The following is a 25,717-nucleotide window of genomic DNA, read 5'->3' on the forward strand; positions in this document are numbered from 1 at the left end:
CCACATCCCCGTGCTGAAACAAGAATACGTTTTCCCGATCACTTTTCGCCCGCGTACCGGCTCATGCACGCTTTTCCGTCGCCGGACTTTATGATGATAGTGCGGCGGCTTTCCGTGCCCTGGCGAGGTGCGGGATGCACGGCAATTCCGGACATGCCTTTATCCAGTACCTGTACCTCAAGAAATTCACTCGCCAAGGCATTTTTCCGATACGCGCCCGTACCGAAAAGGGTGACGCCAATTATTCTTGTTCACGGAGGATACGGGCTGTAGATTTTCCGCGCCCGCTTATGACCAAAGCATCCCGACTCAAACGTCTTGATTATCTCAAAGATCAACTGCGCAAAAGGATTGTGATCCTGGACGGCGCCATGGGCACCAATATCCAGAAGTTCAAGCTGAAGGAGGAGGATTACCGGGGAGCGCGCTTCGCGGATACGGAATTGTATCCCAACGACCTGAAGAACAACAACGACCTTCTCGTGCTGACCAGGCCGGAGGTGATTCTGGACGTGCACCGCCGCTTTCTGGATACGGGCCGTGCGGATATCATTGAAACCTGTTCCTTTGGAGCGACCAGCATTGGGCAGCACGACTATTTCTGGCATCATCCGGAAGAGGGGAAGCGCAAGGACCAATCCTACTTCCAGCAAGTGGTGGATTCCCCCGTTTTAAAATCCCTGGTGCGGGACATGAACCTGGCTGCCGTTTCCCTGGCCCGCCGGGCCTGCGACGAGGCGGAGGCGCGCGACGGCCGGCCCCGTTTCGTGGCCGGGTCCATCGGCCCCATGCCCGTCACCTGCTCCCTGTCTCCTGACGTGAATGATCCGGGCTTCCGGTCCGTGAATTTCAACCAGCTCAGGCAAGCCTACCGGGAACAGGTGCTGGCCATGCTGGAAGGCGGGGTGGACCTGATTCTGCTGGAAACGGTTTTCGATACGCTGAACGCCAAGGCGGCCCTGTTCGCCATGGAAGAGGTGTTCGATGAACAGCCGAACGCCGCCGTTCCGGTGATGGTGTCCGTAACGCTGACGGACAAGGCGGGGCGCACCCTGTCCGGCCAGACGATTGAGGCGTTCTGGAATTCCATCCGCCACGTCCGGCCCTTCTCCGTGGGCATCAACTGCGCCCTGGGTGCGGATTTGATGCGCCCCTTTGCCGAGGAAATCGCCGGGCTTGCGGACTGCTATGTTTCCATTTACGCCAACGCGGGGCTTCCCAACCCGCTCAGCCCCACGGGCTACGACCAGCTTCCGGAAGACATGGCGGCATTCATGAAGGAGTATGCCTCCCTGGGCATCCTGAATATTGTGGGCGGCTGCTGCGGCACCACTCCTGAACACATCGGCGCCATCGCCCGGGCCGTGGAGGGGCTTCCCCCCCGCATTCCTGCCGCCCAGTCCCCCGCCCTGCGCCTGTCCGGGTATGAGGCCTATAACCATACCCGTGAAAAAAACACCCTTTTTGTCGGGGAGCGCTGCAACGTGGCGGGTTCCCCCAAATTCGCCCGCCTGATCCGGGAGGGGAACTATGAGGAGGCGGTTTCCATCGCGCGCCAGCAGGTGGAAAACGGCGCGCTGGTGCTGGATTTCTGCTTTGACGACGGTCTGATTGAAGGCCGGGAGGCCATGGTCCGTTTCCTGAACCTGGTTTCCGCGGAGCCGGACATCGCCAAAGTCCCCTTCATGGTGGATTCCTCCAAATGGGAGGTGCTGGAAGCCGGGCTGCAATGCATGCAGGGCAAGGGCATCGTCAACTCCATTTCCCTGAAGGAAGGGGAGGAGGAATTCCTGAGGAAGGCCGCCCTGATCAAAAGGTACGGGGCGGCGGTCGTCGTGATGGCCTTTGACGAGGAAGGACAAGCCGCCAATTACGAGGACCGCGTCCGCATCGCGCAGCGGGCCTATGACCTGCTGGTGAACCGGGTGCAGTTCCCGGAGGAGGACATCATCTTTGACCCCAACGTGCTGACCGTCGGCACGGGCATTCCGGAACACGCCAATTACGCCCTGGATTTCTTCAAGGCGGCGGGCTGGATTTCCACCCACCTGCCCCATACCCACATTTCCGGCGGCATTTCCAACGTTTCCTTTGCGTTCCGGGGCAACAACCCGGTACGGGAGGCCATGCATTCCGCCTTCCTGTACCATGCCACCCGGCAGGGGCTGGACATGAGCATCGTGAACGCCGGCATGCTGGAGGTGTACGACAACATTCCCGGGGAAAGGCTGGAGCTGATCGAAGACGTTCTGCTGAACAGGAGGCCGGACGCCACGGAACGCCTGACAGATTACGCGGAGAAGCTGGCCGCAGAAAAAGCGCAGGCGGGCGCGGAAAGGAAACCCGTGCTGGCCTGGCGGGAACAGCCCGTGACCGGGAGGCTGGAACACGCCCTGGTCAAAGGGATCACCGAGTTTGTGGACGCGGATACGGAGGAGGCGTTCAAGGAACTGGGTTCCCCCCTGAAGGTAATTGAAGGCCCGCTGATGGACGGCATGAAGGTGGTGGGGGAACTGTTTGGCGACGGAAAGATGTTCCTGCCCCAGGTGGTGAAGAGCGCCCGTGTGATGAAGCAGGCCGTGGCATGGCTGACCCCGTACATTGAGGCGGACAGGAAAGGATCTTCCAAAACGGGCAAGGCCGTGATCGCCACCGTGAAGGGGGACGTGCATGACATCGGCAAGAACATCGTCGGAGTGGTTCTGGGCTGCAACGGCTTTGAAGTAGTGGACTTGGGCGTGATGGTCCATTGCGACACGATTCTGGACCGCGCGGAGCAGGAAAATGCGGACCTGGTGATGCTTTCCGGCCTCATCACCCCTTCCCTGGAGGAAATGTCCCACGTGGCGGCGGAAATGCAGCGCCGCGGCATGACCGTTCCCCTGATGGTGGGGGGCGCCACCACGTCCGCCCTGCACACGGCGCTGAAGATCGCCCCCCATTACGAGGGGCCCGTGGTCCATACCGTCGACGCCTCCCAGGTGGTGCCCGCCGCGGCGGCCCTGGTGGGAGAAAAAAAGGATTCCTACATTTCCGCCGTCAAGGAACGGCAGGAGGAACTGCGCACCAGCCATGAAAACAAGCCTTCGAAGGACTTCCTCTCCCTGGAGGAAGCACGGGAACTGCGCTGGCGGGGCGCGGACGGCGGCTATGCGCCGCCCGTGCCGGAGCGTCTGGGGCCCGTTTCCATCGGCAGCCTGCACAGTCCAGTCAGCTGCGGCTGCTGCAGCGACGATCCCCGGTATTACGTGACCATTCAGGAACTGGTCGGCCGCATCGACTGGACACCCTTCTTCCATGCCTGGGAACTGCACGGCGTCTGGAGCGACTCCCGGCAGGAATTCCGCACCAAGGACCCGGCCAAGGCGGACGCTGCCGCGGCCCTGTACAAGGACGCCCGCGACCTGCTGGAACAGGCCGTCAAGGAAAACCGCTACCAGGCCCGCGGCGTCATCGGCATCTTCCCGGCCAATTCCGCTCCCAACCATGACGACATCACCGTCTGGACGGATGAATCCAGAACCATGCCGCAGGCCACCCTGCTGACCCAGCGGCAGCAGTTGAACGCCCAGGGAAGGAAGCGTCTGGCCCTGGCGGACTTCATTGCCCCGGAAGGGGTGAAGGACTACATCGGGGCCATGGCCGTCAGCATCCACGGAGCCAGGCGATGGGCGCAGGAATGGGAAGCCAGGAATGATTCCTACCGCGCCCTTCTGGTCAGTTCCCTGGCGGACCGGCTGGTGGAAGCCTTTGCCGGGGCCGCCCATGAAAAACTGCGCGTGCTGTGGGGCATACCCGCCGGAACGGGAGTGCGCCCGGCCTGCGGCTACCCCAGCCAGCCGGACCATCAGGAAAAGGAAACCGTGTTCCGCCTGCTCCATGCCGGAGAAGAGGCGGGCATGAGCCTGACGGAAACATGGATGATGCAGCCCGTTTCCGCCGTCTGTGCGCTGGTATTCTCCCACCCGGAAAGCTCCTACTTCTCCGTAGGGGCCACGGACGGGGACCAGCAGCGGGACTACGCCGCCAGAAAACAGCAGGCCCATTCCTGACCCGCCCCTTTCTTTCCTTGCTCCTCCAGCCAATGCCCCATACAGACCAGATTCAGGCCCTGTCCGAGTTCCTGCTGGAATACGCCACCACGCTCATGGGCGCCGGGGTGCACACCAACCGGGCCGTGCGCAACATCTCCCGCATTGCCGCCGCCTACGGGTACGCGGCGGACATGACCATCTTCCAGCGCAACATCACCATGAGCCTCATCAGCACGGATGACGAGAATCTGCGCCGGACTTCCGTCAGGAAACTGAAACCGCTGGCCTTCAACCTGAACCTGATCCAGCAGCTCAGTGAACTGAGCTGGCTTCCCGTAGACAACAACGTCAGCATTGAAGAAATGGAGAGGGCCTTCCGGTCCATTGCGGCGACAAAACGCTTTTCCCCCTGGACGGATCTTCTCCTGGTCAGCGTGGGCAATGCCGCCTTCTGCCGCCTGTTCAACGGGGACATCTGGGCCATGCTGACCGTCTTCGGCGCCACCCTGCTGGGCTTTCTGGCAAAGCAGCAATTCTCCCGGCTGAAATTCAATCCCCTGGGCGTGGTCATCCTGTCCGCGTTCACGGCCTCTATGGCGGCGGCCTGCGCCGTCATCTTCCAGTTCGGGGAGACGCCCCAGATCGCGCTGGCCACGAGCGTTCTGTTCCTGGTTCCCGGCGTGCAAATGATCAACTCCATCATGGACCTGATGCACGGCCACATCCTGATGGGGATTTCCCGGGGCGTCCATTCCATCATGATGATCACCTGCATCACCATCGGCCTTTCCGCAACCATGCTTATTCTGGGGGTGAACAGCTTATGAATCCGGACTTCTTCTCCTCCATCCTCTGGGACGGCCTGATGGCCGCCATAGCGGCTACGGGCTTTGCCGTCATTTCCAATCCCCCCAAGCGGGCGATCGCCGTCTCCGCCCTGCTCGCGGCCGTCGGCCACGCCTTCCGCTTCTATATGATGCACTCCTGGTCCATCGACATCTCCAGCGCTACCTTCATAGCCGCTTTCACCATAGGCATGCTGGGCGTGCTGACGGCCAAGCTGGTGAAATGCCCCGCGGAAATCTTCGCCTTCCCCTCCCTTCTGCCGATGATTCCCGGCGTGTATGCCTACAAGACCATTCTGGCCCTGATGCAGTTCATGCAGGAAAACCAGGACATGGAAACCATGAACAGGCTGATCGTGGATATCTGCAAAAACGGCATCACCGCCTTCTTCATCATCTTCTCCCTGGTCATTGGCATAGCCATTCCCCTGCTGATGTTCAAGAGGCTGAACTATACCCGCATCATCAGGCCCCGGAATTGAAATACAAACGCGGAGGGACCCATTTTTCTCTTGCCAGAACTGGCCCGCTGTGATTAACTACGCCCCGCAAAGGCAGCAATGCCCTTTTCTACAGCCCCATAGTGTAATTGGTAACACACCTGATTTTGGTTCAGTATTTCTAGGTTCGAGTCCTGGTGGGGCTACCACCTTTAACAAAAAGGCCGTCTCCGGAGAGACGGCCTTTTTCTGTTTTAACTATCTCCGGCCCATATAATTAAAGTCACCCACCTACTCTCACTTGAGCACAGTGGAAGACGGACTCTACGCCGTCCAGTCCTGGCTCTCCCTCGGCGTCGCCTCGTCGCTGCTGGCTTGGTTCATCGCCTGGCTCAAGGGGCAGGAGGAAGACGAGGAGGAGGAAAAGAAATGGAGGAAGTACAGGGCCACCGCCCTGCTGGGCGACCTCACCTCCATCCCCCTGGCCGGGGAGGGCCTCAACTACCTGGCCAGCCTCTTCACGGGCCAGCGCGTCTTTGCAGACAACTATGCCCGCCCCTCATTGACGTCGGGGCCATCACCCGTTCGTTAAAAAAGGAATACGAGCACCTGGCCCAAAAGAAGGAAATGGACTGGGACGCCCACTTCAACAACCTGACCGCCCTCGTCCGCGCCGCAGGCGTCGCAGGAGCCTTCTCCCGCCGTCCTTTCCGGCTACGGCGCGCTTTCCCTCTCCGCCGCCTCCGGGGCCAACCTCACCCGCACCACCAAAGACCTGCTCGCCGCACTCTTCGCACCATCAAAACAGAAGCGCAACAAGAAGCGAGAGAAAAGGTCACGGTAACTTAAGAATTTTCTATTGGCGTATATTTATCAGTTATTGCTGGTTATTGGGAAAGTGTCAAATCCAGGTTTTCTTTCAGATTTCCAAAGGCTTTCTTCTCACACCTGCTTTGAGCGATAGCCATTAGACAATAGATTCTAATAGGTTCAAGAGTACTTTAGCGGAGTTTTCCGAAGGTTCGTTAAAATGAGTGGTAGAGATTTTCATGTCGATGATTAAATCTGTATTCAGATTCTTTGAGATGAAGAGAAAATAAAGATACTCTGAGCCCTCTAAACTTGCTCATCCTTGTCTTTGACACGCCCCAAAAACCTTCAATACCATTCACATGGATTTGATTCCGAGCCCATTCGTTTTTGCCATGATCAATACTTTCATGCTTGAGGTATCCATATCGAGCAAGAGGCAAATAACTACGGAATCCATCGGTATAGATTGTCGAGTTCAAGGGAATCTTCTTCCGTATAATCTCAATTAGTGTCTGACTTTTTACGTTGGGCGCGATACATGTATAAACTCTTCCCGTGTATCTTTCATAGATGCCAAAAACAATGATTTTACCGGCTGCTCCCCGACCTCTTTTACCTCTAATGCGCCTGGCTCCAAAATAGCTCTCATCACATTCAAAGACTCCTTGCGAGAAAATGGCTTGCTCTTCACATAGCTCGGCAAGTCTTACTCTGATGGCATGAAGTATTTTATTGATTGTTTTGCGACTGATGCCTGTGAAAACTGATATTTTTGAGGCCTCAATATCAAGAGAAAACAAACGAATAAGTTCTCTAAACTTCTTCTCTGAAATATGGGAACGAAAAATATATCTATTGCGCACTCATAGAGAATAAATTACATCTCCATGCATGACGCTAAAGTACTCTTGAGCCTATATATAAGATAATTACGTTTAGCTTCGGCTCTTACACCATCTAAATAATCAGAAAGAGCTTTTTCAGACTCAGCTTCGGATTTGCGGCAAATCCAGCCACATTTTGTAACTTCTTTCCCTGATTCTTCTGCGGGCGCGAGAAATGCGCGATTGGCTTTAGTATACACACTTCTTCTTCTGAATTCATGTTGGATTGTGGAATTGTAGCCCGCACGAGAAAAGGCAGTCATCATGTTATTAATAAGTGTTGGGTTCCCCCAATCTGATGGCAGAACAGTTGTAACACTGATTTTAAGCTTTTTAGCCTTACTAACCTTAGAACAACACAATCCTTTTTCCAATTTCTTTTCAAAGTCGTCGTTGCCCTCCTCTTTAGGATGTGGCACCTCCTTTCGATTAGCATCACCCGTGTATGCATATACACCATAAGTAGACCAGATATTAGATAGTGTATCGTAAGTGATCTTCATATCAATAGTTAAACCCAATCTGTCAGTAAAAATTATTGCATTATTCCCCACATATGAATAGAGGTTAATGGTTCCGCTTTTAAGAATAGGATCCCTGTTGATCCACCTGCCATCCATCGGGTTGTAATGGCGGAAGTTATAATAGACCAACGCCAGCTCAGCATCGTACATTTCGCTGCTCCATTGAACGGGCTGGGCAACGTCTCCTTCTTCCGTGACGCCGCCGTAGGGCGTATAATCGTAGGCCGTGCGGATATAGCCGCTGGAGCCGAAGAGTTCCCACATGTTCTTGGTGATGTCGAGGCCGTAGCAGTACCATGTACCGTCCTTTTGGATAGCCAATGGACGTGTCGCCATCGGTTCCGCAGGGTCCCAAGTGATCAACCACAACACAGGGTGGGCGCTTCGCTTCAGGTCGCAGCAGGCGATTTGCAAGTAGCCACGGTAGATGTAGCGATGGTGAAGCGTTACCGTGCCGTTCACCGTCATTTTCTTCATGTATCTTCGACCCATGGAATCGTAGCCGCATTCAACCACCGTCGTGCTTTCTGCCTCGGTCTTCGTGAAGATCACCGGGCGATTGTTGGCGTCATATTGTACCGTCCAAATGCCCGTGGCGGTCTTTACCGATGTCTGATTGCCGTTGGCGTCATAAGTCGGCACGAAGGGGGCCTCTTCTCCCTTCGTGATGCTCGCGTACTGGTTGAGTTGGTTGGCCGCATAGGTGAGTTCGTCGGCCAGTTCCTGCGCCGTCTTGCGGTTGCCGATGTTGTCGTAGCCATAGCCGTAGGGGGCAGTTCCCAGGGTGGCGGCGACAAGTTCGCTGCGGCTGTTGTAGGTGAAGGCGTCGTTACGGGTGGTTTTCTGCCGGGCCGTGGTTCGGGTAACGGGGCGGGCGAGCGCATCGTACGTGTAGCCCCGGTTGACCACGGTGGTTGTCGCGCGCTTGTAGGTCATGGAGGTGACCAGGTCGCGTTTTCCCTCGTAGGCCCGGGTCAGCGTCATGTTGTTGGGCATGGAGAGGCTTTCCGGCAGACGGCTGTTTTCCTGGTACCCGTAACTGAAGCTATTTTTTCACCGATCATTTATTCTCCTTCTAGATCAAAGTAAATGAGTCCTTTCTCGACACAAACCCACACAGAACCTATGAGCAATTTCGGCTTAACCATTTCAGTAAATAATTGAGAACATTTCCAGTTGTATTTTTCCTCATTTTCTGAGTAAGGGAAGTCAACATATGGCGCATCATCAATAAAATCTTCAAATTTTGAAATTACTTCTTCCAATTCATCAATCTCAAACTTTGCATATCCCTTTATCCTATAATTGCTTGGACCAGGTACGCTTATCCATCGAGCATCATTGCCAAATGTTTGAACCTTCCATTTAACAGACTTAATCTTGGGTAAATGAAGGAGATGCTTTTCGATTGGGTTGATAGTGGTTCTAAAATTTTCACATTTATCCTTACTAAATTTTTCTTTATCACATCCCATAACTAGTATGCCCATAGAGAAAACAAAACTTGCAATATGGAGTTTTTTTATCATCGAGGGGGATCATTATTTGTGGTTGACCCAGCAATATTACCTTTTGTCCAAGTTACATGACGAACCACAGTACCATTTGTGAAAAATGAATGAGCCCATCCTAATACAGCAAACCTTCCATTTATTTCATCGGGAGTATTTGTAGCTATATCCAATGCACCACGGTTGAAGTTATATCTATCCTTTTCATGTATTGTTATCGTCATTGCAAATTTATTAGGATCCCCATCAATACAAGTTTCGACTTTCGCGTGTCCCCATATCCAATGTTGCCCAACTGTTTTTTGCCAGTTTTCCGTAGAAGGATTACCCAGTCGAACAGCTTGTCCCGTAATATTAAAAGACTTGATTTTACCATCCCAAAGCTTTTCTGCATCTTTTTGTGCTTCAGCAATGTCTTTGTTAACGCCAGAACGAATATTATCATCCTCTCGATAAGCCTTAAAATAGGCTATATTAAGATCACTTCCGTTGCCATGACGATAATGTAAATACGCTTCAACAGCATCTTTTAAATCATTTCTAAAAGTTTGCGCAGCAGAGGCTTTCGCTCCCCATACATTCCAATTCCAATGATCGCCTAAACTAGCTTTTTCATTTGGATCATAAACGTAATCTTCGTCGAATGACATTTGGGGCTCCTGTGAGTCTCCAATTACGTAGTTATCAAATCCCTGGAGATCTATCGAATAAATTCCATTATTAAAAAGAAATTTGTAGAGGTTCCTTCCCCCTTTTTCACCGATAGGATCCCTATTGATCCACCTGCCGTCTGCTGGATTGTAATAACGGTAGTTGTAATAGACTAGGGCGAGTTCATTATCGTACATTTCGCTGCTCCATTGAACTGGCTGAGTAACGTCTCCTTCCTCCGTGACGCCGCCGTAGGGCATATAATCGTAGGCCGTGCGGATGTAGCCGCTGGAACCGAAGAGTTCCCACACGTTCTTGGTGATGTCAAGGCCGTAGGTGTACCACGTGCCGTCTTTCTGGAGGGCCAGCGGGCGCGTGGCTTCTCCTTCCGCTGGGTCCCAGGTGATCAGCCACAGGCACGGGTGGGCACCACGCGTCAGGTCGCAGCAAGCGATTTGCAGATAGCCCCGGTAGATGTAGCGGTGGTGCAGCGTCACCGTGCCGTTGGTGGTGACTTTCTTCATGTATCTTCGACCCTGGTAATCGTAGCCGCATTCGACTACGGTCGTGCTTTCTGCCTCGGTCTTCGTGAAACTCACCGGCCTGTTGTTGGCGTCATATTGTACCGTCCAAATGCCCGTGGCGGTTTTCACCCTTGTCTGGTTGCCGTTGGCGTCGTACGTCGGCACGAAGGGGGCTTCCAGAGTGGAGGGGGAAGAGTTGAGAGTGGAGCGGGCGATGCTGGTGTATTGGTTCAGGTTGTTGGAGGCGTAGGTGAGTTCCTCGGCCAGTTCCTGCGCCGTCTTGCGGTTGCCGATGTTGTCGTAGTCATAGCCGTAGCCGTCCGTTCCCAGGGTGGCGGCAGCAAGTTCACTGCGGCTGTTGTAGGTGAAGGCATCGTTGCGGGTGGTTTTCTGCCGGGCCGTGGTACGGGTGACGGGGCGGGCGAGCGCATCGTACGTGTAGCCCCGGCTGACCACGGTGGTTGTCGCGCGCTTGTAGGTCATGGCCGTGACCAGGTCGCGCTTTTCCTCGTAGGCCCGGGTCAGCGTCATGGTGTTGGGCATGGAGAGGCTTTCCGGCAGACGGCTGTTTTCCAGATACCCGTAGGTAAAGGCCTTCAATGTTCCGCCGTGCAGGAAGCCTGTCGTGGCGATGCGCCCGTCCGTTCCATAACCGATGCTGGTTGTTTGCTGGACGTTCCCCGCCTTGGCGTACGTGTAACCCGTGCTGCGCCCGTAGGTGTCGCGTAGTTCGGAGATCAGGTGGGTTTTGCCGTCGCCCAGCAGGCTTTCGCTTTCCGGTTCGTTGTACGTGGTGTACGCGATGGTGCGCGTGCCGGAACCGTCCACGATCTGGGTCGTCAGTCCCAGGTGGTTGTAGGCGTAGCTTCGCGCGGGAGTGGCGTCGCTGTAGGTCTCGCCCGTCAGCAGGCCTCGGGCCGTTTCGTAGGTGCTGGTGGTGACCGTGCTCCGGGGGTCGGTCAGGGTGGCTTTCAGGTTCAGGGCGTTGTAGGTGGTGTCCTCATGGGTGCCGTCGGCGTAGGTTTTCTTCAGGAGTAACCCCGTGGCATCGTGGTACTCCCAATTGGTCGTGTCGCCGTCGGTGCGCTCGCTCGGGTCGGTCGTGATGTCGCCCGCATCCGCGCGGAAGGTGGTGAGGGAGGTCATTCGGTCGGCGGCGTCGTAGGCAAAGAGCGCGGGCTGGATGGCCGTGCCCCATTCGGCAATCTTTCGGCCCCGGGCGTCGTACTTGGAATGAACCGTGTTCCCAAGGGCGTCGGTCACCGTGGCCGGGTTGTCACAGCAGGGGCTGTAAGCGGTGGTGGTTGTGTTGCCCGCCGCGTCGGTGACGGAAATGGTGCGCCCGGCGATGTCGGTCTTCGTCGTGGTGGCGTTTCCTCGTCCGTCGGTTTGGGTCAGCGTGATGCCCGTGGCCGTGAAGGCGCGCGTTTGCGCGGTCGTAACGCCCGCATGGTCCGTCTGCACGGTGGTGAAGCCGTCGATGACTGTGGCCGTCGCCGTGATGTTGGAGGTGGGGAGGACGTTTTTCTGCGTTCTTTGGGAACCCGTGCCGTATTCTGTCCACGTCGTGGCAGTGTTGCCGCGAGGATCAGTGGCGACGGTCTTTTGTTCGATGACCGCGCTTTCCGTAAGGAGAACCGCCGTACTTTCCGTGTAGGTAGTTCCGGCGTTGTTGTTTTTTGTCGTGGTTGTGATTCGGTAGATGCCGTCGTCGCGTTGTTCGATGGCGTAGGCATAAGCGGTGATGGGGTTTTTGGCCGGATTATCCGGAGATTCGGCATCCAGCAGCAGGGTTTCTTTCACCACGTTGCTGAAGGAGTCGTAGGCGAACAAGGTCGGGGCCATGGAAAGGGCGCCTTCTTCCGTTCCCGTGTCCCTGCCGCTTCGGACAAGCTGCCCCTTGGTGTTGTATGTCTGGCGGTCGTAGATGAACGTATCGGCCTCCGTCGTGGCCTGGGCCGTGCGGATGCTCTGGCCGAAGCCGTCGGTGATCTGGCGGCTGACGATGATGTCGGCTTCTCCCTCTTGTAACGCGGGGATCAGAACGGTTTGCCGGATGCCGTCGCTGAAGAAGTCCGTCTGGTAAATCAGATGCCTTTGCCCCGTGCCATGCTCTTCCAGCACGCTGCCGTCGGGATGGCGGCGGGTGATGAGCGTGGCTCCGGACGGCGTGGTCACGGTCGTCGTCAGTCCGCCGGCGCTGTAGGCATACGTGGTCGTTCGGCCCAGAGCGTCCGTTTGGCTCGTCACCCGGCCCAGCAGGTCGTATTCCGTGCTCTCCACGGTCGTCATGGCTCCCGTGTCCGTGCGGGTTTGGAGGACTCTCCCCTGGGCGTCCCTCATGTAGCTCGTGATGGTCTCGGGAGTGATGACGGTTTCCCCGTCCGTCACCGCGCTGCGGATGACTTCCACCAGCTGCCGCGCGCTGTCGTAGCCGTAGGTGGTGGTGACGCCGTTTTCATCCGTTTCACTCAGCAGGTCGCCGCTGCACATGTAGGCGCGCGTGGTGACGCGCCCGTTGCTGCGCGTTCGTTTGATCCAGCGGTTCTGCTCGTCAAATTCGTAGTCGGCGGCGGCAAGAAGCCTCCACGTCCCCTCGCTGTCCATGAGGTGATGTTCCTCCCGCACGGTGTTGCCTTCCGCCGTGATATAGCTGACGTTGCGCGTGGATTGGCCGGGGACGGCGGCCCCCGCCACGCGGGTTTCCGCCGTGACATGGTAGAGCGCGCCGTGGTCGGTCGCGGAGGCGTAGTCGTACCAGGTCTGGACGCCGTCGGCCCCCTGGGTCATGCGCGTGCGCCCCCGGGCATAGGCATTTTCCGCGCTTCCCTGCCAGGTTTCCGTGACTTCCAGACGGGTGACGCCGTTAGCGGTACTGCGCTTTTCCACGCGCTTGACGTGGTCGGCGGTACTGTAGGTATACACGTCGCGGCGCAGCAGCTTGACGCTGCCGGAGACCAGCACCACGTTCTCTTCCACTTTTTTGGGCTCGTTGCTGTATTCGCTGCCGTCGTCCAGATATGTGGTCTGCACCAGCCGGGATTTTCCGCCCGCCCACGGGGTCGTGGTGACGACGACGCGGTTGGCGTCGTCATGGAGGTAGGTGGTTTTGCCTCCGTCGGGCGCAGTGACGGCGATGAGGCGCCCCGCATCGTCATACTCATAGGCGGTGGTCCGGGCTTCCGGGGTGCCGTACCCTTCCGTGCGGGAGAGAAGCAGTTCGCCCACGGGGTGCGAGAGGTAGTCTTCCGCCGTGATGGAGGCGGTGGCCTCCCCCTTGCTGACGGTGGTGAGGATACGGTAGCTGCCCTCCTCCTCAAGCTTGATGCGCTCTTTGGTGGTGGCGATGGCTTCGCTCCCTTCGCCGAGAGCCAGACTCCACTGGCCCTTGGCATACGTCCACGTGGCAACAAGAGGTTCCACGGAGGCTGGCAATGTCCAGTCTCGTTCGGTGATGGTGACGGTTTGCGCCGTCGCGTCTCCGCCGATGGCAAAGCTCTTGAACGGGTCGCCCGTGACGGTGTAGAGCCCCGTCGTCTCGTCGATGCCCGTCCCACAGGTTCCAGAGCTGGCGCAGGGTGCCGTCCTCTTGCCGCAGCACGGCCAGATAGCTTTCCGCCTGTTGCGCGGTGAGCAGGGAGTTTTTGGCGGAAATAAAACCCTCAAATTCTCCCGTGGTCAAGTTGTAGAAAACGGCGGAGCCGTCGGTTTTCGCTACGCGCAGGTAGCCGGCCATATCCAATGTGGTGACGACACTTTCCTCCCGGCTCAATGCCGTGACGAACTGGACCCGCCTGGTATCGGAGGAAGTGGCCCCCACGCCGAAGGCTTCCATCCCCTCGGCGTCGCACACGTAGTTGAAGTAGCCGCCCCCTTCGTACACGCGGAACATGGCGTTGGGCACAATGCCCCCTTCCGGCACGAGCACGGCAGAAGCCGCCGGGTGGCGGTAGGCCAGGGCCGCGGGCGTCAGCAGGGAGGCGTCATAGCCGTCATATCCTGTCATTTCCAAACGTCCGCGCGGTATGCCGCCCATGCCACGAAAGACGCCGAAGGATGTTCCCCAGCGCATGTATTGCAGAGTGGCGGCGCGCACCACACTACGCCCCGCCGAGGAGGAGCCGCCGGAGGAAGAAGAGGCCAGGCGCAGCGGCAGCCCCGTACGGGAAGAGGATCGGGAGGAGGAAGAGGAGGAGCCTCCTCCACCATCGTCCTCGTCGTCAAATCCGCAGGGGCATTCGCACTCGTCCTTGTCGTTCTCTCCTGGAATGATCGTTACCGGCGGGCAAGGCCCCACCGTGCCGTCGATGAGCGAAATGTTGCCGGTGGGTTCCGGATAGTAATTGATGTTGTTGTGCTTGACGTGCAGACAGTGCAGACCCGGGGAGAGATTTTCAAAGGTCAGGGAGAAATTGTGAACCGAGCCGGACTTGGAGTTCTTCCTGGTGCCGTCCACCTTCACGCTCACCGAGTCATCCACACGCCCGGAGGCCGTGACTGCGTATTTACCGCCGCCCGGTTGTTCCGCCAGCTCAAACGCGCGGCGGATGGGCGTCATCACGTCGGCAGATGTGGAGGGCTTGCCGTGGGAGTAGGAGAGCTCGATCATGTCTCCGCCGCCCGCGCGTGTGGCGGGGGTGGCATCTTGGTTCACGGGCCGGTAGGGGGCGACGGTAAAGCCAAGCGAGCGCCTGGGGGCGAAGCTGTTTTTGCGGGAAATATTCATGGGTTTGGGTAGTTGGGGAATGAATAAATGCCGGAGACAAGTTCGATGGCAACAAATCTTCGATAGCATCCTCCTTGTAACAGGCAGGCAAGAAGGAAACAATCCTTTTCTTTAGAAAAATAATATTTTTTTGTTTTTTTAATTCAAGCTCTCTCCAAATCCATCTGTTATAAATTTTTGTAAAAATTTAATCTGCACCATCATACTGCATAAAATCAATACGGCAAACCTGTCCTGACGGGGGATCATGGATTCAAAGGGAACGTATCTTTGATTTTCATGATACATGTGGTTTGTTTTATCTCTTTGGTACTATATATCTTGTAATTGAATGCAATGTGGCGGAGGCAACAGGAGCCGGCCGAAAAATCCGTGCTGTATTCCTTCAGTCACTCCCCTCAATGTGCCCACATATTATTATACGGAGGTACTGGACTTGATGGGGCGCACAAGGCCCCTCCAATCTCTGAACGCAAGTCCACCGGATGATTATCTCAAAGGCTCGCGGGTGGGGGAAGCTTTGGCCCGCTAAGTCAAAAAAGAACGAATACCAAAAAGTACCCGCCCAAGAAGAAGGGAATCTTATGTTCGATTATCTTTCTGCAAACCTTTTACGAAAAATACGTCCACTGCCGGGACGGTGAAGCGACCGTATCGTCTATGGAAACGGATTTTCTTCCTTCACTTATTTTCTTGAATTCCCTGCCGTTTTGCCAGAGATATGCTTCATGTATGTCAGCACTCTCGAAACAACGCCCGGCCAATCCATTGAGAAGGTTCTGGGCCACGTGACCGGAAACGTCGTCAAGGCCCGCCATGTGGGCTCCGATATCATGGCAAGCCTGAAAACCCTGGTAGGCGGAGAGATCACGCAGTATTCCCAGCTCATGAACGATACCCGCGCCCTGGCCATTGAGCGGATGCAGGAGAACGCACAGGCCATGGGGGCCAATGCCGTCATCGGACTGCGTTTTGCCAGCAGTGAAATCGGCCAGGGCCTCAGCGAATTGCTGGCTTACGGCACGGCCGTCGTCCTGCGTCCGGAGCCGTGATCCGGCTTTTACCACGAACCGCCTCCTCCGCCCCCGAATCCCCCTCCGCTGAATCCTCCGCCTCCGGAGGCCCCTCCCCTGCCGGAAAAGGAGGATGAAGAGCCGGCATCCCAGGGAGACATGCCGCTTCCCGGTCCCGAAGGCAAGGACAGAAGGAACATGTTCAAATGGCAGGACAGGCTCCACGCAACGGCGTAAAACACCGGATTTTCAGCGTTCATCCCGCCCTGATGCCATTCCGGGACAGGCATTTCCAAAGTCTTGAATTTCTGAATCCACTTGTCATCCACGCCCCATGCGTATGCATACGGAAGCAGGGACCAGAAATAGCCGGGGTTTGTCTCCGCCAGCCGCCGGAGCCGGTCCGGTTCCGCGTTTTTCATGAAGGCCAGCAGTTCCGAGGCCTCCGCCGCCGTTTTTCTTTTGTAGGCGGATTCCTTACAGGCAAGCGCCAGAGCCAGAAACGCGGTGCAAACGGAACCGAGGCAAATCCACAGCCACGCATCATAATATAAGTTCACCATCACCGCATCAGCCAGAAGGCGGAAGGCCGCCGCCACGCCGAACAGCAGCCCGGCCATGCAGAGAACGGGAAGGACAACCCTGATCCACAGCCCCCTCCCCGAGTGCCTGCCTGATGTATAAATCATTCCCGTTCCCAAAAAGCCCAGCACGATCGTGCCGCCCATGACGGCGCCAAAATGGACCATGAACGAATGATGCCAGCCTGCCAGGCTGATGGCGGCGGAGGCCGCCAGGGAAATGGCAAAAGCCATCAGCGCCATGCGGCCGCCCAGTCCGTTCCCGAGACGGCGTTCTCCCTGGAATCCGTTTTCAAGCTGTTGAAAGGATTTCTCCAGCACGCGGGAAAAACCGGGCCGGAAGAGGCCCAGGGGCACCCAGTTTCCCTTGCCGGATGCGAACAGGCCGTGCAGGAACGTGCGCGCATGCGGCGGCAGATGATGCGCACCCTTCATCAGGCGCACGGAAACGGTCCCATCCTCTTCCTTCACCTTCATGCATCCCTTGGAGACCAGCCAGAGAACCAGAGAAAGAAGCAGCCTGTTGCGCGGAACGCCTCCCCATGCAAACGCCAGGGAGGCACTGTCCAGTTCCGGAGGAACAGGAAAGGGATTCCCCGTTTCCCTTTTGTGATTTCTTCCGGTCCGGAAGGTCTGGAACATCAGGAAGACAGCCCCGGCGGCCAGACCGGCACACACGGCGGCAAAGACGGAAATCAGGAAGGAAGGGGGCTTGGGAGCGCCTTCAAAATACCCTTCCGGCAGACGCACATAAGCCGTTAACCCCTCATGCGCCCCCAGCCTGCCGTCCACCGTGCCGCGAACGGCATTGCCGGAGATTTCATAGTCAATTCCACGTTCATCCCTGCTTCCATAGGTTCCCCGGTACATCCGGAAGCCGGACAAGTCGGCAGGCTTGTCAAAGGCAATGGAAAAGCGCACGCCGTTCAAAGGAACCTCCCAGTCCGTACCGATGATATTGTAACGGAATTCGTCGTATTCCTCCACCAGGTCATCGGGCATTTGCACCGTGTAGGAAAGCACATATTCGGCATCGCCCTTCTGCAACCGGTCCGGGTTTCCCGCCCGTATCAGAAGGCTTCTGCCCTCATCCTGCTGTCTTTGGCAGGAGAAGCCGCTTCCCTGTACCCTGACGTCCTCCACCCGGAGGCGGTACAGGTATTCCTTTTCCCGTCCGTTGACGATGCGCTTCATGCGCAGGGCCGTGGGGATGGTGCGGTACAGGCCGTGGCTGTATTCGCTGAAGAAGACGGAGATGCGCTCCGTTACGGAAACGCCTGCATTCCGGGAAACCCTCATTTCCACATCATACCCGCGCACCTCCCAGGAGGCTCCGGCCGCCCGCATTCCTCCGCAAACCGCCAGGAACACGAGAAAAAGCGGCAGGCAGGCTCCCGCCATCCGGCGTATCCCGGCATGACTGATGTGGAATGCGGCATTCATCATTTCCCTTTTTCCGGCCTCCCCGCAGACGGCAAGGGAAAACCGCTGTCATTAAAACAGAAGGAGTCCCGCCCGGCAAGATTGGAAGTGCATGGAACATCGCGTAAAAAAACACGGCGGGGATTTTTCCCGTGCTGTTTTCATGAAATTACCGCACAAACGGGAGAACCACGGCCCCTGGCGGACATGCCCTCAAACGGTCTGTTTCTCCATTCATTTCAGCTTGGCAAATTCACTCCGCGCCTGCATACTCATGTGCGTATGAAAATTGCCGTCATTGGAAAAGGTGGGCGTGAACACGCGCTGGTCAAGGCACTGAAGGAATCTCCGTCCGCTCCGGAAATGTATTGCTTCCCGGGCAGCGACGCCATCAACCGCCTGGCCGAGTCCATTCCCGCCAGGGATCTGCCTACGCTGATCGACTGGATGGTTTCCAATAAGGTGGACCTGTGCGTAGCCGGGGAAGAAAGCTACCTGGTGAAGGACGAAGGGCTGGCCAACGCCTGCGCCAAGGTCGGGATTCCATGCTGGGGGCCGGTCAAGGAAAGCGCCCAGCTGGAAGCCAGCAAGGAATTCGCCAAGGAGTTCCTGCTGCGCCACCGGATTCCCACCGGGCAGGCCCGCGTGGCCGCCACGCTGGAAGAGGCCCAGGAATTCATCCGCGGCGTTTATCCTACCGTTCTGAAGTTTGACGGGCTGGCCGCAGGCAAGGGCGTGGCCGTGTGCATGTGCCGCGAGGAAGCGGATGCCTTCCTGAAAGAGGTGTTCACGGACAGGCGCTTTGGAGAAGGCCGCCTCCTGGTGGAAGAGTTTTTAACCGGACCGGAGGTTTCCATCTTCGGCGCCCTGGTGGACGACCATTACCTGATCCTGTGCCCGGCGCGGGATTACAAACGCCTCAAGGAAGGCGACGCCGGCCCCAATACGGGCGGCATGGGCGCCGTGGCATCCCGCCAGCTGGTAGAGCCTGAAATGCTGGAACGCATTGAGAAGGAAATCGTGGCCCCGACCGTAGCCGGACTGAAGAAAGACGGCCTTCCCTACCGCGGCTTCCTGTACTTCGGGCTGATGCTGACCCCGAACGGCCCCAAGGTCATTGAGTACAACTGCCGCTTCGGCGATCCGGAATGCCAGGCCGTGATGCCCCTGCTTTCCGGCGATCTGGCTTCCTTCTGCATGCACGGCGCCAAGGGGGAATTCACGCCGGAGGAAATCTCCTTTAAGAACGGCTGGAGCGTCTGCTGCGTTCTGGCTTCCAAAGGGTATCCGGAATCATCCCATTCCGGGGACGCCATCAGCGGCCTGGACGACGTGGCGAACGCCTCCGTCTATCACGCCGGCACCCGTTGGAACGGAGACAGGAACTGCTATGAAACCAACGGCGGCCGCGTGCTGGCCGTAGTGGCGCAAGGAGAAACCCTTTCCGAGGCGCGCCAGCGCGCTCATAACGAAACGAAGAAGGTGAGCTTCGACGGCTTGCAGCGCAGGCCGGACATCGGCTTTGCCAGCTTTGTCTGACCTTCCGCACACTTCCGCAACTCTCTCAACAACGACCTATGAAGTTTGCCGCCGCTCTCTCTTTCCTGTTCCTCTCCTGTTCCGCGTTCCTGATGGCGGACAACGCCGCGCTGGCCGCCAAGGCGCGCGAACAGATAGGGGTGACCACCTCCTACGACGGTTCCTACCAGGTCATCCCCTACCCCAACGGGGATGTTCCCAAGGACACGGGCGTATGCACGGACGTGGTTATCCGCGCCCTGCGGGCATTCGGCCTGGACCTCCAGAAAGCAGTGCACGAGGACATGAAGGCCAATTTTTCCAGGTATCCGAACCTGTGGGGCCTGAAGGGCACGGACCGCAGCATCGACCACCGCCGGGTGCCCAACCTGCGCACCTTCTTTACCCGCAAGGGATGGTCCGTGCCCGTCACGAAGACGGCGGCGGATTACCTGCCCGGCGACCTCGTCACGTGGAACCTGGACGCAGGGGGCGTTCCCCACATCGGCATCGTTTCCGACAAGAAGACGGAGCAAGGCACGCCGCTGATCATCCACAACATCGGCAGCGGCACGCAGGAGGAAGACTGCCTGTTTTCCTTCACCATCACCGGACATTACCGCCCGGTGCTGAAACGCTGACACGCGGAACGACATTCAAAAACCCGTTAGTAAACGAGGCGGGGAGCCCATACTCCCCGCCTCGTTTTCAAGACGATATTCCGCGGATATTCCGGGCCCGGAGAAATATCCTCCGGAGCGGCGAAAACGCACGGTATTGTTTTAAGCCGTAGCTCCCTTGAAACTGTCCGGCGGAGGAATGATATTGCCGTAACGGTGCACTGTCTCGGAGACGGCCTGTTCCCGGAAGAAGCCGAGCAGTTCCAGGCGGCCGTTGGCCAGCACGGGACGGTCCAGAACTTCCAGTTCCCGGACGCGTGCTGCGTCAAACAGGGCGTTTGAAATGCCCTTCGCGCGCAGGAATTGCACGCCTCCGGCTATTTCCGGCAGGCGGTCGATGAGCTCCGATTCCGTTTCCACGGCCAGGGAGGCGTAATAACCGTTCATCTTCTGAATCCACGGGCGCCCTTCCTCCACGCTGAGGTGCAGTTCCACGCCGCACAGTTTGGCGCCCAGCAGCAGGATGGCCACATCGTCGTCCGCCATGCCTTCCGTCCGGACCAGGATTCCCTTCACGGGAACGTAGCGGAACGTGTTGTTTTCCCCGTAAACGCGGGAGGGGTCATGTTCCACGCCGAATTCCTCCATCCACCACTTGGCCTGGGAGCCCGCGGCGGAACGGATGCGCTTGGCGCAGTCCGGCAGTTCGGAACACAGTTTTTCCACCAGTCCGGCGATGCGTTCGCCGGGAGTCCGCAGTTTCTGGGGAAGTTCCTTTTCCGACCACCGCCCGAGCATGGTCAGGTAGTTGGGCCCTCCGGCCTTGGAGCCGGGGCCCATGGAGGAGTGTTTCCAGCCGCCGAAGGGCTGGCGGCGGACGATGGCCCCGGTGATGACGCGGTTGATGTAGGCGTTGCCCACCTGCACCTTGCTCTTCCACAGGGCTATTTCCCGTTCATCCAGGGATTGCAGGCCCCCGGTCAGGCCGAATTCGGAGTCGTTCTGAATGTCGATGGCTTCTTCCAGATTTTCCGCGCGGATGATACCCAGCACCGGGCCGAAGCATTCCGTCTGGTGGAACCAGCTTCCCGGCTTCACGCCCAGGCGGATGCCGGGCGACCACAGGCACGGGTTGTCTTCCGACTGCTCCGGCTTCAGCAGCCATTCCTCTCCGGGCTCCAACTGGGTGAGCGCCCGCAACAGATTGCCTTCCGGTTCCTTGATAAGCGGCGTGACCACGGAGTTGACCTCCCAGGAGCCCCCCACCTTCAGGCTGGCGGCGGCGTCCTTCAACTGGCGCAGGAAGGCGGGGTTGTCATAGACGGAAGCCTCCACGATGGCCAGGCTGGCGGCGGAGCACTTCTGCCCGGAATGGCCGAAGGCGCTTTTCACCAGGTCTTTCACGGCCTGGTCCGGGTCCGCCGTGGCGGTGATGACCATGGCGTCCTTACCGCTGGTTTCCGCCAGAACGGCCAGGTCCGGACGCAGTTCCCGCAGCATTTTTCCGGTGCGGTAGGAGCCCGTCATGATCACGCCGTGCAGACGCGGGTCCGTCAGGAATTTGTGGGATATTTCATTGCGCGGCATGGGCACGAACTGGAGAACTTCCTTCGGCACTCCCGCGCGCCAGAATGCCTGGACAATCTGCCAGGCCGTATAGACGGCCAGCTCGGACGGCTTGAAGACCACCGTGTTCCCGGCCATCAGCGCGGCGGCTACGCCTCCAGTGGGAATGGCAAAGGGGAAGTTCCACGGGGACATCACGCAAACGGTACCCAGCGGAGTCATTTCCACCCCGTCATTCATGCCGTCCCGGTCCAGGCCTTCCGCATAATAACGGCAGAAGTCAATGGCTTCACTCACTTCCACGTCCGCTTCCGTGGGCGCCTTGCCCGCATCCCTGACCATGGCGGCGATGGCCTCCCCGCGGATGACGGAGAGTTCCCGCGCGGCGTTGTGCAGGATTTCCGCACGCTCACCGGCGCTTCTGGCCGCCCAGGAAGTCCGCGCCTTGTCGGCCGTGTCCAGGGCATGTTCAACCCGGTCGAAGTCCGCATAGGCGAACTTGTAGGAGACCTCGTTGTGCCGGGACGGGTCGCGGCCCACGCCCCACAGGTTGGTCGTGATCTGCTCACCGTTGATGACCAGGGGAATTTCCTCCCCGGATTTTTCCTTTTCCGCGGCAATCAGGCCGTTGATCCATTCGGAATTCTGCCGCAGGGACCAGTCCGTGTCACGCTCGTTGGCAAAGGCGTCCCGGTAATGGGTGGGCTCCACGGGATCCGTGGCACGGTTCTGCGTGCGGTTGGGACCGTACTTGACGCTGTCCTTCTCCTGGCAGGCTTTCAGGAAGCGCCTTTTCTGGATGTCCCAGGTACGGGAGCCCGGCGCCATGCCGAAGAGGTCGTGCAGGAAATTCTCCTCGCTGGTGTTCTCGTCCAGACGGCGCACCAGATAGGCAATGGCGCTGTGGAAGTCCTCCTTCAGCACCACGGGAGCGTACAGCAGCAGGCCGTCCGCGGATTCCCTGATCACGCGCGCCTGGTGGTTGGCCATCCCTTCCAGCATTTCAAACTCCACGTAGTCCTTCACGCCCTCGCGCTCCCGCAGGAGCATGGCGTAGCACAGGTCAAACAGGTTGTGGGAGGCCACGCCGAACTGGACGTACCTGGCGTTTTCCGGCATGCAGCCGTAATGCAGCATGCGCTTGTAGTTGGCGTCCACCTGGGCTTTCGTTCCGTACGGGGCCTGCGCCCAGTCGTGCATGGAGGCCTCCACTTTTTCCATGGCCAGGTTGGCCCCTTTCACCAGGCGTATCTTGATGCGGGCGCCCCCCTGCTCCACGCGCTCCTTCGCCCAGGCGCACAGCTTCATCTGTTCCTCCCAGGAATCCGGCAGATAGGCCTGGAGGACGATTCCGGCTTCCAGATGCATGAACTCCTCCTCCATCAGCGTGCGCTTGAACGCCTCCGCTGTCAGGTGAAGGTCCTGGTATTCCTCCATGTCCAGATTCACGAATTTGGGCTTTTTAGAGCCGTCCGGCAGCGTGACCGCATTCGTGATGGCCGCGCGGTAAAGAATGCGCAGCCGCTCCTGAATCAGCTTGACCGTTTCTTCAAAGGCCACCAGATGGATCTGGCTGAAAATGGCGGAAATCTTGACGGAAATATAGTCGCAGTCCTTGTCCCCCAGGCGGTCCACCACCTGCTGGAGGCGGTGGTGGGCTTCCGATTCGCCCAAGATGGCTTCGCCAAGCTGATTGATGTTCATCCGGATGCCGGCCTTGCGCCTGCGGCGCAGATGGGGGCGCAGCTTCCTGTCCTCCGCCGGAAGAATCACGTTGGAGCTCTCCTTCCTCAACTGGCTGGTGATCATGGGCATCACCACGCCCGGAAACTGCACGGACAGCCTGTCCCCCACCTTCATGGCCAGGCGGTCCATGCCGGACAGGTATTTGGGCACGCCGTAGCCGTCCAGCAGGTAGCGGAACAGCTCCGCGCCGCGGGCGGGGGAAGCGGGGCGGAATACGCGGTCCGCCAGGGCCAGGGTGAACGCCTTGCCCGCGGGATCGTCCATCATCCGTTCCAATTGCTCCGCCTGTTTCTTTTCATGTCTGCGCATCCCGGCATTGGCCTGTCTGAGAATGGATTCAGCCAATTCAACCGCCTTGGTTGCCAGCTGCTGGTCGGTCCATTTGTCACGGCGCGCCGCCGCCATCATGTCCGGAATGGAGGAATCTGTCATAACGGTCCGCAGACTAGCCCGTTCCATGTGCAAAATCAAGCCAATTTGCCGGCCCCCTTCCTGTAGCCCGGAGAATCGCGCAGGAAAAGGGCATCCCCCGGTTCCGGCCCGCGCCGCGGGGGGCTTCCTGTCCGGGTTGCGGAAAACAAATTATCTGACCCTTCAATCGTACCGCGCCGCGGCCAGACGGGCCTTCCTCAGCTCTTCCCGGAGCTGGTGCGCGCGCCTGCCGCAAACGCTGGAGCGGTCCATGTCCCTCACTTCCTCCAGCACGGCAATGGCACAGTTGAAAGCCTCCTCGCTTTCGGCGCTGTGCGCTCCCTGGTACAGGACGCCCTCCAGCCGAACCCAGAGGGGGTGGACCATGGCCAGCAGCAGCAACTGCCGCTCAGCCACGGGAAGCGCGGGATCATCCGCCTTCTTCCGCCACGCGACCAGGCAATCCCGGATGGAAGAAGCATCCCGGGCCAAAAAGGATTCGCGCAGCAGGGAGGCCGTCTCCCGGTTTTTCGCCAGCAGATGCGCCGCTTCGCGGGCGGCCAGGAAGGAAGGCTCCGTGCAGTCCAGTTTTTCCAGCCTTTTCATAGTCCGGGGGTAATCCCGGTACCACGCTTCCGCAGGCACCTGCTCCATGGCGCGGCAGATGGCGGCCGCTTCCTCCCGCGGGTCGCCGCCTTTGGGAATGTCATTGACCACCGTCAGGGGCCGGACACGGGACGCCTTTTCCTTCAGTAAGGCGACTTTTCCGGGCAGGGAGGCTTCATCCGCCCCTCCGACCATCCAGTCGAAAACGCGCCCCTTGGAATCGAGCATGACCACGGTCGGCAACGCGCGGACCCCATGCAGGGAAGCCCGGAACAGCCGCCCTTCCTCGCTCCAGTCTTCCAAAGCCGGGCGGGACGGCATCGTCACCATTTGAACATCCTTCACATGACCGTCCAGAATGCGGCGGCCTTCTCCCCCCGGCTGGAGCGCCGCAAGCCATCGGGCTTCCTCCGCGCCGGGATTGGCGGAGGCGTAAACCACCAGGACGGGACTGGGCGGCGGAACGGCGGCATCAGAGGCCGCGAAAGTTTCCGGCGCAGCCCGGGCCACGGCGGCCAGAACCGCCGCCAGCCAGATGCCGGAAATGACCGCTCCGCGCCTCATGGAATTCAAGCGGAATGCTATACCCGGCGGATCGTGATCCGCTTGTAGCGGCCGTCCCCTTCCTCAGACTCCGTCGTGACGCCATCCACGGATTGAAGGGCATTGTGAACCAGGCGGCGGTGATAGGCGTTGAGGGGCTGCATCTTCATGGGCTTGCCGCTCTCCTGCACGCGGGCGGCCAGGGAAAGGGCCTTCTCCAGAAGGCGCGCTTCGTTGTGTTCCCGGTAATGGTCGCAATCCACCTTCACGCGGGGCGCGTCTTCAATCTTGCGCTGGATCATGCGGTTGACCAGATATTGCAGGTCATCCAGCCTGTCCCCGTCATTTCCGATGATGTACCTGGAGTCCGGGGAGGAAACGTTCAGGCATATGATGCCGTCCGTCTCCGTTATTTCAACTTCCGCAGAAAATCCCAGTGAAGCCAGCAGGCTCTTCAAACTTTGTTCAGCTATTTCTTGCACCGTCATAACCCTTTAAAATAAATGAAAGATCAGTTCCCGCACCGGACAGACAACCGTATGAGGACGCCGCATGCCTCCGGTACGCAATTTACGGAATCATCATAACCTATTTATCCCGCACGTCTATGAAAATTTGCGGAAGTTCTGTCTCCCTCCACGGGGCCCCGGAAATTTTCCACGGAAGAAACCTTTCACCCACTACATAACTCTCCACGCAATCCGGCACACTTCCTTCCCGATGCCCTGCTCCCTGTTCC

16 protein-coding genes and 1 tRNA gene are annotated in these 25,717 nt (G+C 58.3%); 8 read left to right on the plus strand and 9 right to left on the minus strand.

What is annotated here, in order from left to right:
• The first annotated feature begins 290 nt into the window (after nucleotides 1-290).
• The 5 genes from metH to V3C19_RS06885 all read left to right on the plus strand — a co-directional run bounded on the left by metH (nucleotide 291) and on the right by V3C19_RS06885 (nucleotide 5,911).
• The gene (metH, locus tag V3C19_RS06865; RefSeq protein WP_295932585.1) at nucleotides 291-4,052 is read left to right on the plus strand and encodes a methionine synthase; all 3,762 of its coding nucleotides are present in this window, start codon (nucleotides 291-293) and stop codon (nucleotides 4,050-4,052) included.
• Nucleotides 4,053-4,084: 32 nt separating this feature from the next.
• Nucleotides 4,085-4,861, plus strand: coding sequence for a threonine/serine exporter family protein (locus V3C19_RS06870; protein ID WP_067574138.1), 777 nt, complete (start codon nucleotides 4,085-4,087; stop codon nucleotides 4,859-4,861).
• The gene (locus V3C19_RS06875; RefSeq protein ID WP_067574136.1) at nucleotides 4,858-5,361 is read left to right on the plus strand and encodes a threonine/serine exporter family protein; all 504 of its coding nucleotides are present in this window, start codon (nucleotides 4,858-4,860) and stop codon (nucleotides 5,359-5,361) included. Before V3C19_RS06870 ends, V3C19_RS06875 begins: the two co-directional genes overlap by 4 nt.
• Nucleotides 5,362-5,453: 92 nt before the next feature.
• Nucleotides 5,454-5,528 (plus strand) — tRNA-Gln (locus V3C19_RS06880).
• A gap of 92 nt (nucleotides 5,529-5,620) precedes the next feature.
• On the plus strand, nucleotides 5,621-5,911 hold the full coding sequence (locus tag V3C19_RS06885; RefSeq protein ID WP_295932582.1) for a hypothetical protein: 291 nt from the start codon (nucleotides 5,621-5,623) through the stop codon (nucleotides 5,909-5,911).
• A 433-nt stretch (nucleotides 5,912-6,344) separates the two neighbouring features.
• Here the strand turns inward: V3C19_RS06885 and V3C19_RS06890 are convergent, their stop codons facing one another.
• The 5 genes from V3C19_RS06890 to V3C19_RS06910 all read right to left on the minus strand — a co-directional run bounded on the left by V3C19_RS06890 (nucleotide 6,345) and on the right by V3C19_RS06910 (nucleotide 14,952).
• Complete coding sequence (locus V3C19_RS06890) at nucleotides 6,345-6,995, minus strand: IS1595 family transposase (protein WP_330937046.1); 651 nt, start codon at nucleotides 6,993-6,995, stop codon at nucleotides 6,345-6,347.
• 14 nt (nucleotides 6,996-7,009) lie between these two features.
• Nucleotides 7,010-8,536, minus strand: a complete 1,527-nt coding sequence (locus V3C19_RS06895; protein ID WP_295933466.1) for an RHS repeat-associated core domain-containing protein — start codon at nucleotides 8,534-8,536, stop codon at nucleotides 7,010-7,012.
• 68 nt (nucleotides 8,537-8,604) lie between these two features.
• Nucleotides 8,605-9,069 (minus strand): hypothetical protein, encoded by a 465-nt coding sequence (locus V3C19_RS06900; RefSeq protein ID WP_295933463.1) that lies wholly within the window; start codon nucleotides 9,067-9,069, stop codon nucleotides 8,605-8,607.
• Nucleotides 9,066-13,649, minus strand: a complete 4,584-nt coding sequence (locus tag V3C19_RS06905; RefSeq protein WP_295933460.1) for an RHS repeat-associated core domain-containing protein — start codon at nucleotides 13,647-13,649, stop codon at nucleotides 9,066-9,068. The genes V3C19_RS06900 and V3C19_RS06905 overlap by 4 nt, the downstream gene beginning before the upstream one ends.
• Complete coding sequence (locus V3C19_RS06910) at nucleotides 13,543-14,952, minus strand: hypothetical protein (protein ID WP_295933457.1); 1,410 nt, start codon at nucleotides 14,950-14,952, stop codon at nucleotides 13,543-13,545. Before V3C19_RS06910 ends, V3C19_RS06905 begins: the two co-directional genes overlap by 107 nt.
• 728 nt (nucleotides 14,953-15,680) lie before the next feature.
• Between V3C19_RS06910 and V3C19_RS06915 the strand changes: the two genes are divergently transcribed.
• Nucleotides 15,681-16,004 carry a YbjQ family protein gene (locus tag V3C19_RS06915; protein ID WP_295933455.1) on the plus strand — a complete coding sequence of 108 codons (324 nt, stop codon included), beginning with the start codon at nucleotides 15,681-15,683 and terminating at the stop codon, nucleotides 16,002-16,004.
• Nucleotides 16,005-16,012: 8 nt separating this feature from the next.
• Here the strand turns inward: V3C19_RS06915 and V3C19_RS06920 are convergent, their stop codons facing one another.
• Complete coding sequence (locus tag V3C19_RS06920) at nucleotides 16,013-17,992, minus strand: DUF2207 domain-containing protein (RefSeq protein WP_295933453.1); 1,980 nt, start codon at nucleotides 17,990-17,992, stop codon at nucleotides 16,013-16,015.
• 258 nt (nucleotides 17,993-18,250) lie between these two features.
• On the opposite strand from V3C19_RS06920, the gene purD reads away from it, so the two are divergent.
• Together purD and V3C19_RS06930 are read left to right on the plus strand one after the other, a co-directional pair.
• Nucleotides 18,251-19,507: a phosphoribosylamine--glycine ligase gene (gene purD, locus V3C19_RS06925; protein ID WP_295933451.1), complete on the plus strand. Its 1,257-nt coding sequence runs from the start codon at nucleotides 18,251-18,253 to the stop codon at nucleotides 19,505-19,507.
• 92 nt (nucleotides 19,508-19,599) lie between these two features.
• Nucleotides 19,600-20,127, plus strand: coding sequence for a DUF1287 domain-containing protein (locus V3C19_RS06930; protein WP_343196539.1), 528 nt, complete (start codon nucleotides 19,600-19,602; stop codon nucleotides 20,125-20,127).
• 141 nt (nucleotides 20,128-20,268) lie between these two features.
• Here V3C19_RS06930 and V3C19_RS06935 read toward each other — a convergent pair whose 3' ends face one another.
• From V3C19_RS06935 to V3C19_RS06945, 3 genes are all read right to left on the minus strand, one after another.
• A complete protein-coding gene (locus V3C19_RS06935) occupies nucleotides 20,269-23,850 on the minus strand; it encodes a bifunctional proline dehydrogenase/L-glutamate gamma-semialdehyde dehydrogenase (RefSeq protein WP_295933448.1) in 3,582 nt (1,193 codons plus the stop codon).
• 162 nt (nucleotides 23,851-24,012) lie between these two features.
• Entirely contained in the window at nucleotides 24,013-25,008 is a 996-nt protein-coding gene (locus V3C19_RS06940; RefSeq protein WP_295933445.1) for a hypothetical protein, read from the minus strand.
• 8 nt (nucleotides 25,009-25,016) lie between these two features.
• Nucleotides 25,017-25,466, minus strand: coding sequence for a R3H domain-containing nucleic acid-binding protein (locus V3C19_RS06945; RefSeq protein WP_130082878.1), 450 nt, complete (start codon nucleotides 25,464-25,466; stop codon nucleotides 25,017-25,019).
• Between the last annotated feature and the right edge of the window lie 251 nt (nucleotides 25,467-25,717).

The sequence above is a fragment of the Akkermansia sp. AE01SA01 genome (assembly GCF_036417395.1).
In the GTDB taxonomy this organism is placed as follows: Bacteria; Verrucomicrobiota; Verrucomicrobiia; order Verrucomicrobiales; family Akkermansiaceae; genus Akkermansia.

Bases quoted from the DNA above. Each gene is read 5' to 3' on its own strand.
- V3C19_RS06915 (WP_295933455.1), top strand. From the start codon at position 15,681: ATGTATGTCAGCACTCTCGAAACAACGCCCGGCCAATCCATTGAGAAG.
- V3C19_RS06900 (WP_295933463.1), bottom strand. From the start codon at position 9,069: ATGATAAAAAAACTCCATATTGCAAGTTTTGTTTTCTCTATGGGCATA.
- V3C19_RS06875 (WP_067574136.1), top strand. From the start codon at position 4,858: ATGAATCCGGACTTCTTCTCCTCCATCCTCTGGGACGGCCTGATGGCC.
- V3C19_RS06910 (WP_295933457.1), bottom strand. From the start codon at position 14,952: ATGAATATTTCCCGCAAAAACAGCTTCGCCCCCAGGCGCTCGCTTGGC.
- V3C19_RS06935 (WP_295933448.1), bottom strand. From the start codon at position 23,850: ATGACAGATTCCTCCATTCCGGACATGATGGCGGCGGCGCGCCGTGAC.
- purD (WP_295933451.1), top strand. From the start codon at position 18,251: ATGAAAATTGCCGTCATTGGAAAAGGTGGGCGTGAACACGCGCTGGTC.
- V3C19_RS06920 (WP_295933453.1), bottom strand. From the start codon at position 17,992: ATGATGAATGCCGCATTCCACATCAGTCATGCCGGGATACGCCGGATG.
- V3C19_RS06895 (WP_295933466.1), bottom strand. From the start codon at position 8,536: ATGCCCAACAACATGACGCTGACCCGGGCCTACGAGGGAAAACGCGAC.
- metH (WP_295932585.1), top strand. From the start codon at position 291: ATGACCAAAGCATCCCGACTCAAACGTCTTGATTATCTCAAAGATCAA.
- V3C19_RS06930 (WP_343196539.1), top strand. From the start codon at position 19,600: ATGGCGGACAACGCCGCGCTGGCCGCCAAGGCGCGCGAACAGATAGGG.
- V3C19_RS06870 (WP_067574138.1), top strand. From the start codon at position 4,085: ATGCCCCATACAGACCAGATTCAGGCCCTGTCCGAGTTCCTGCTGGAA.
- V3C19_RS06945 (WP_130082878.1), bottom strand. From the start codon at position 25,466: ATGACGGTGCAAGAAATAGCTGAACAAAGTTTGAAGAGCCTGCTGGCT.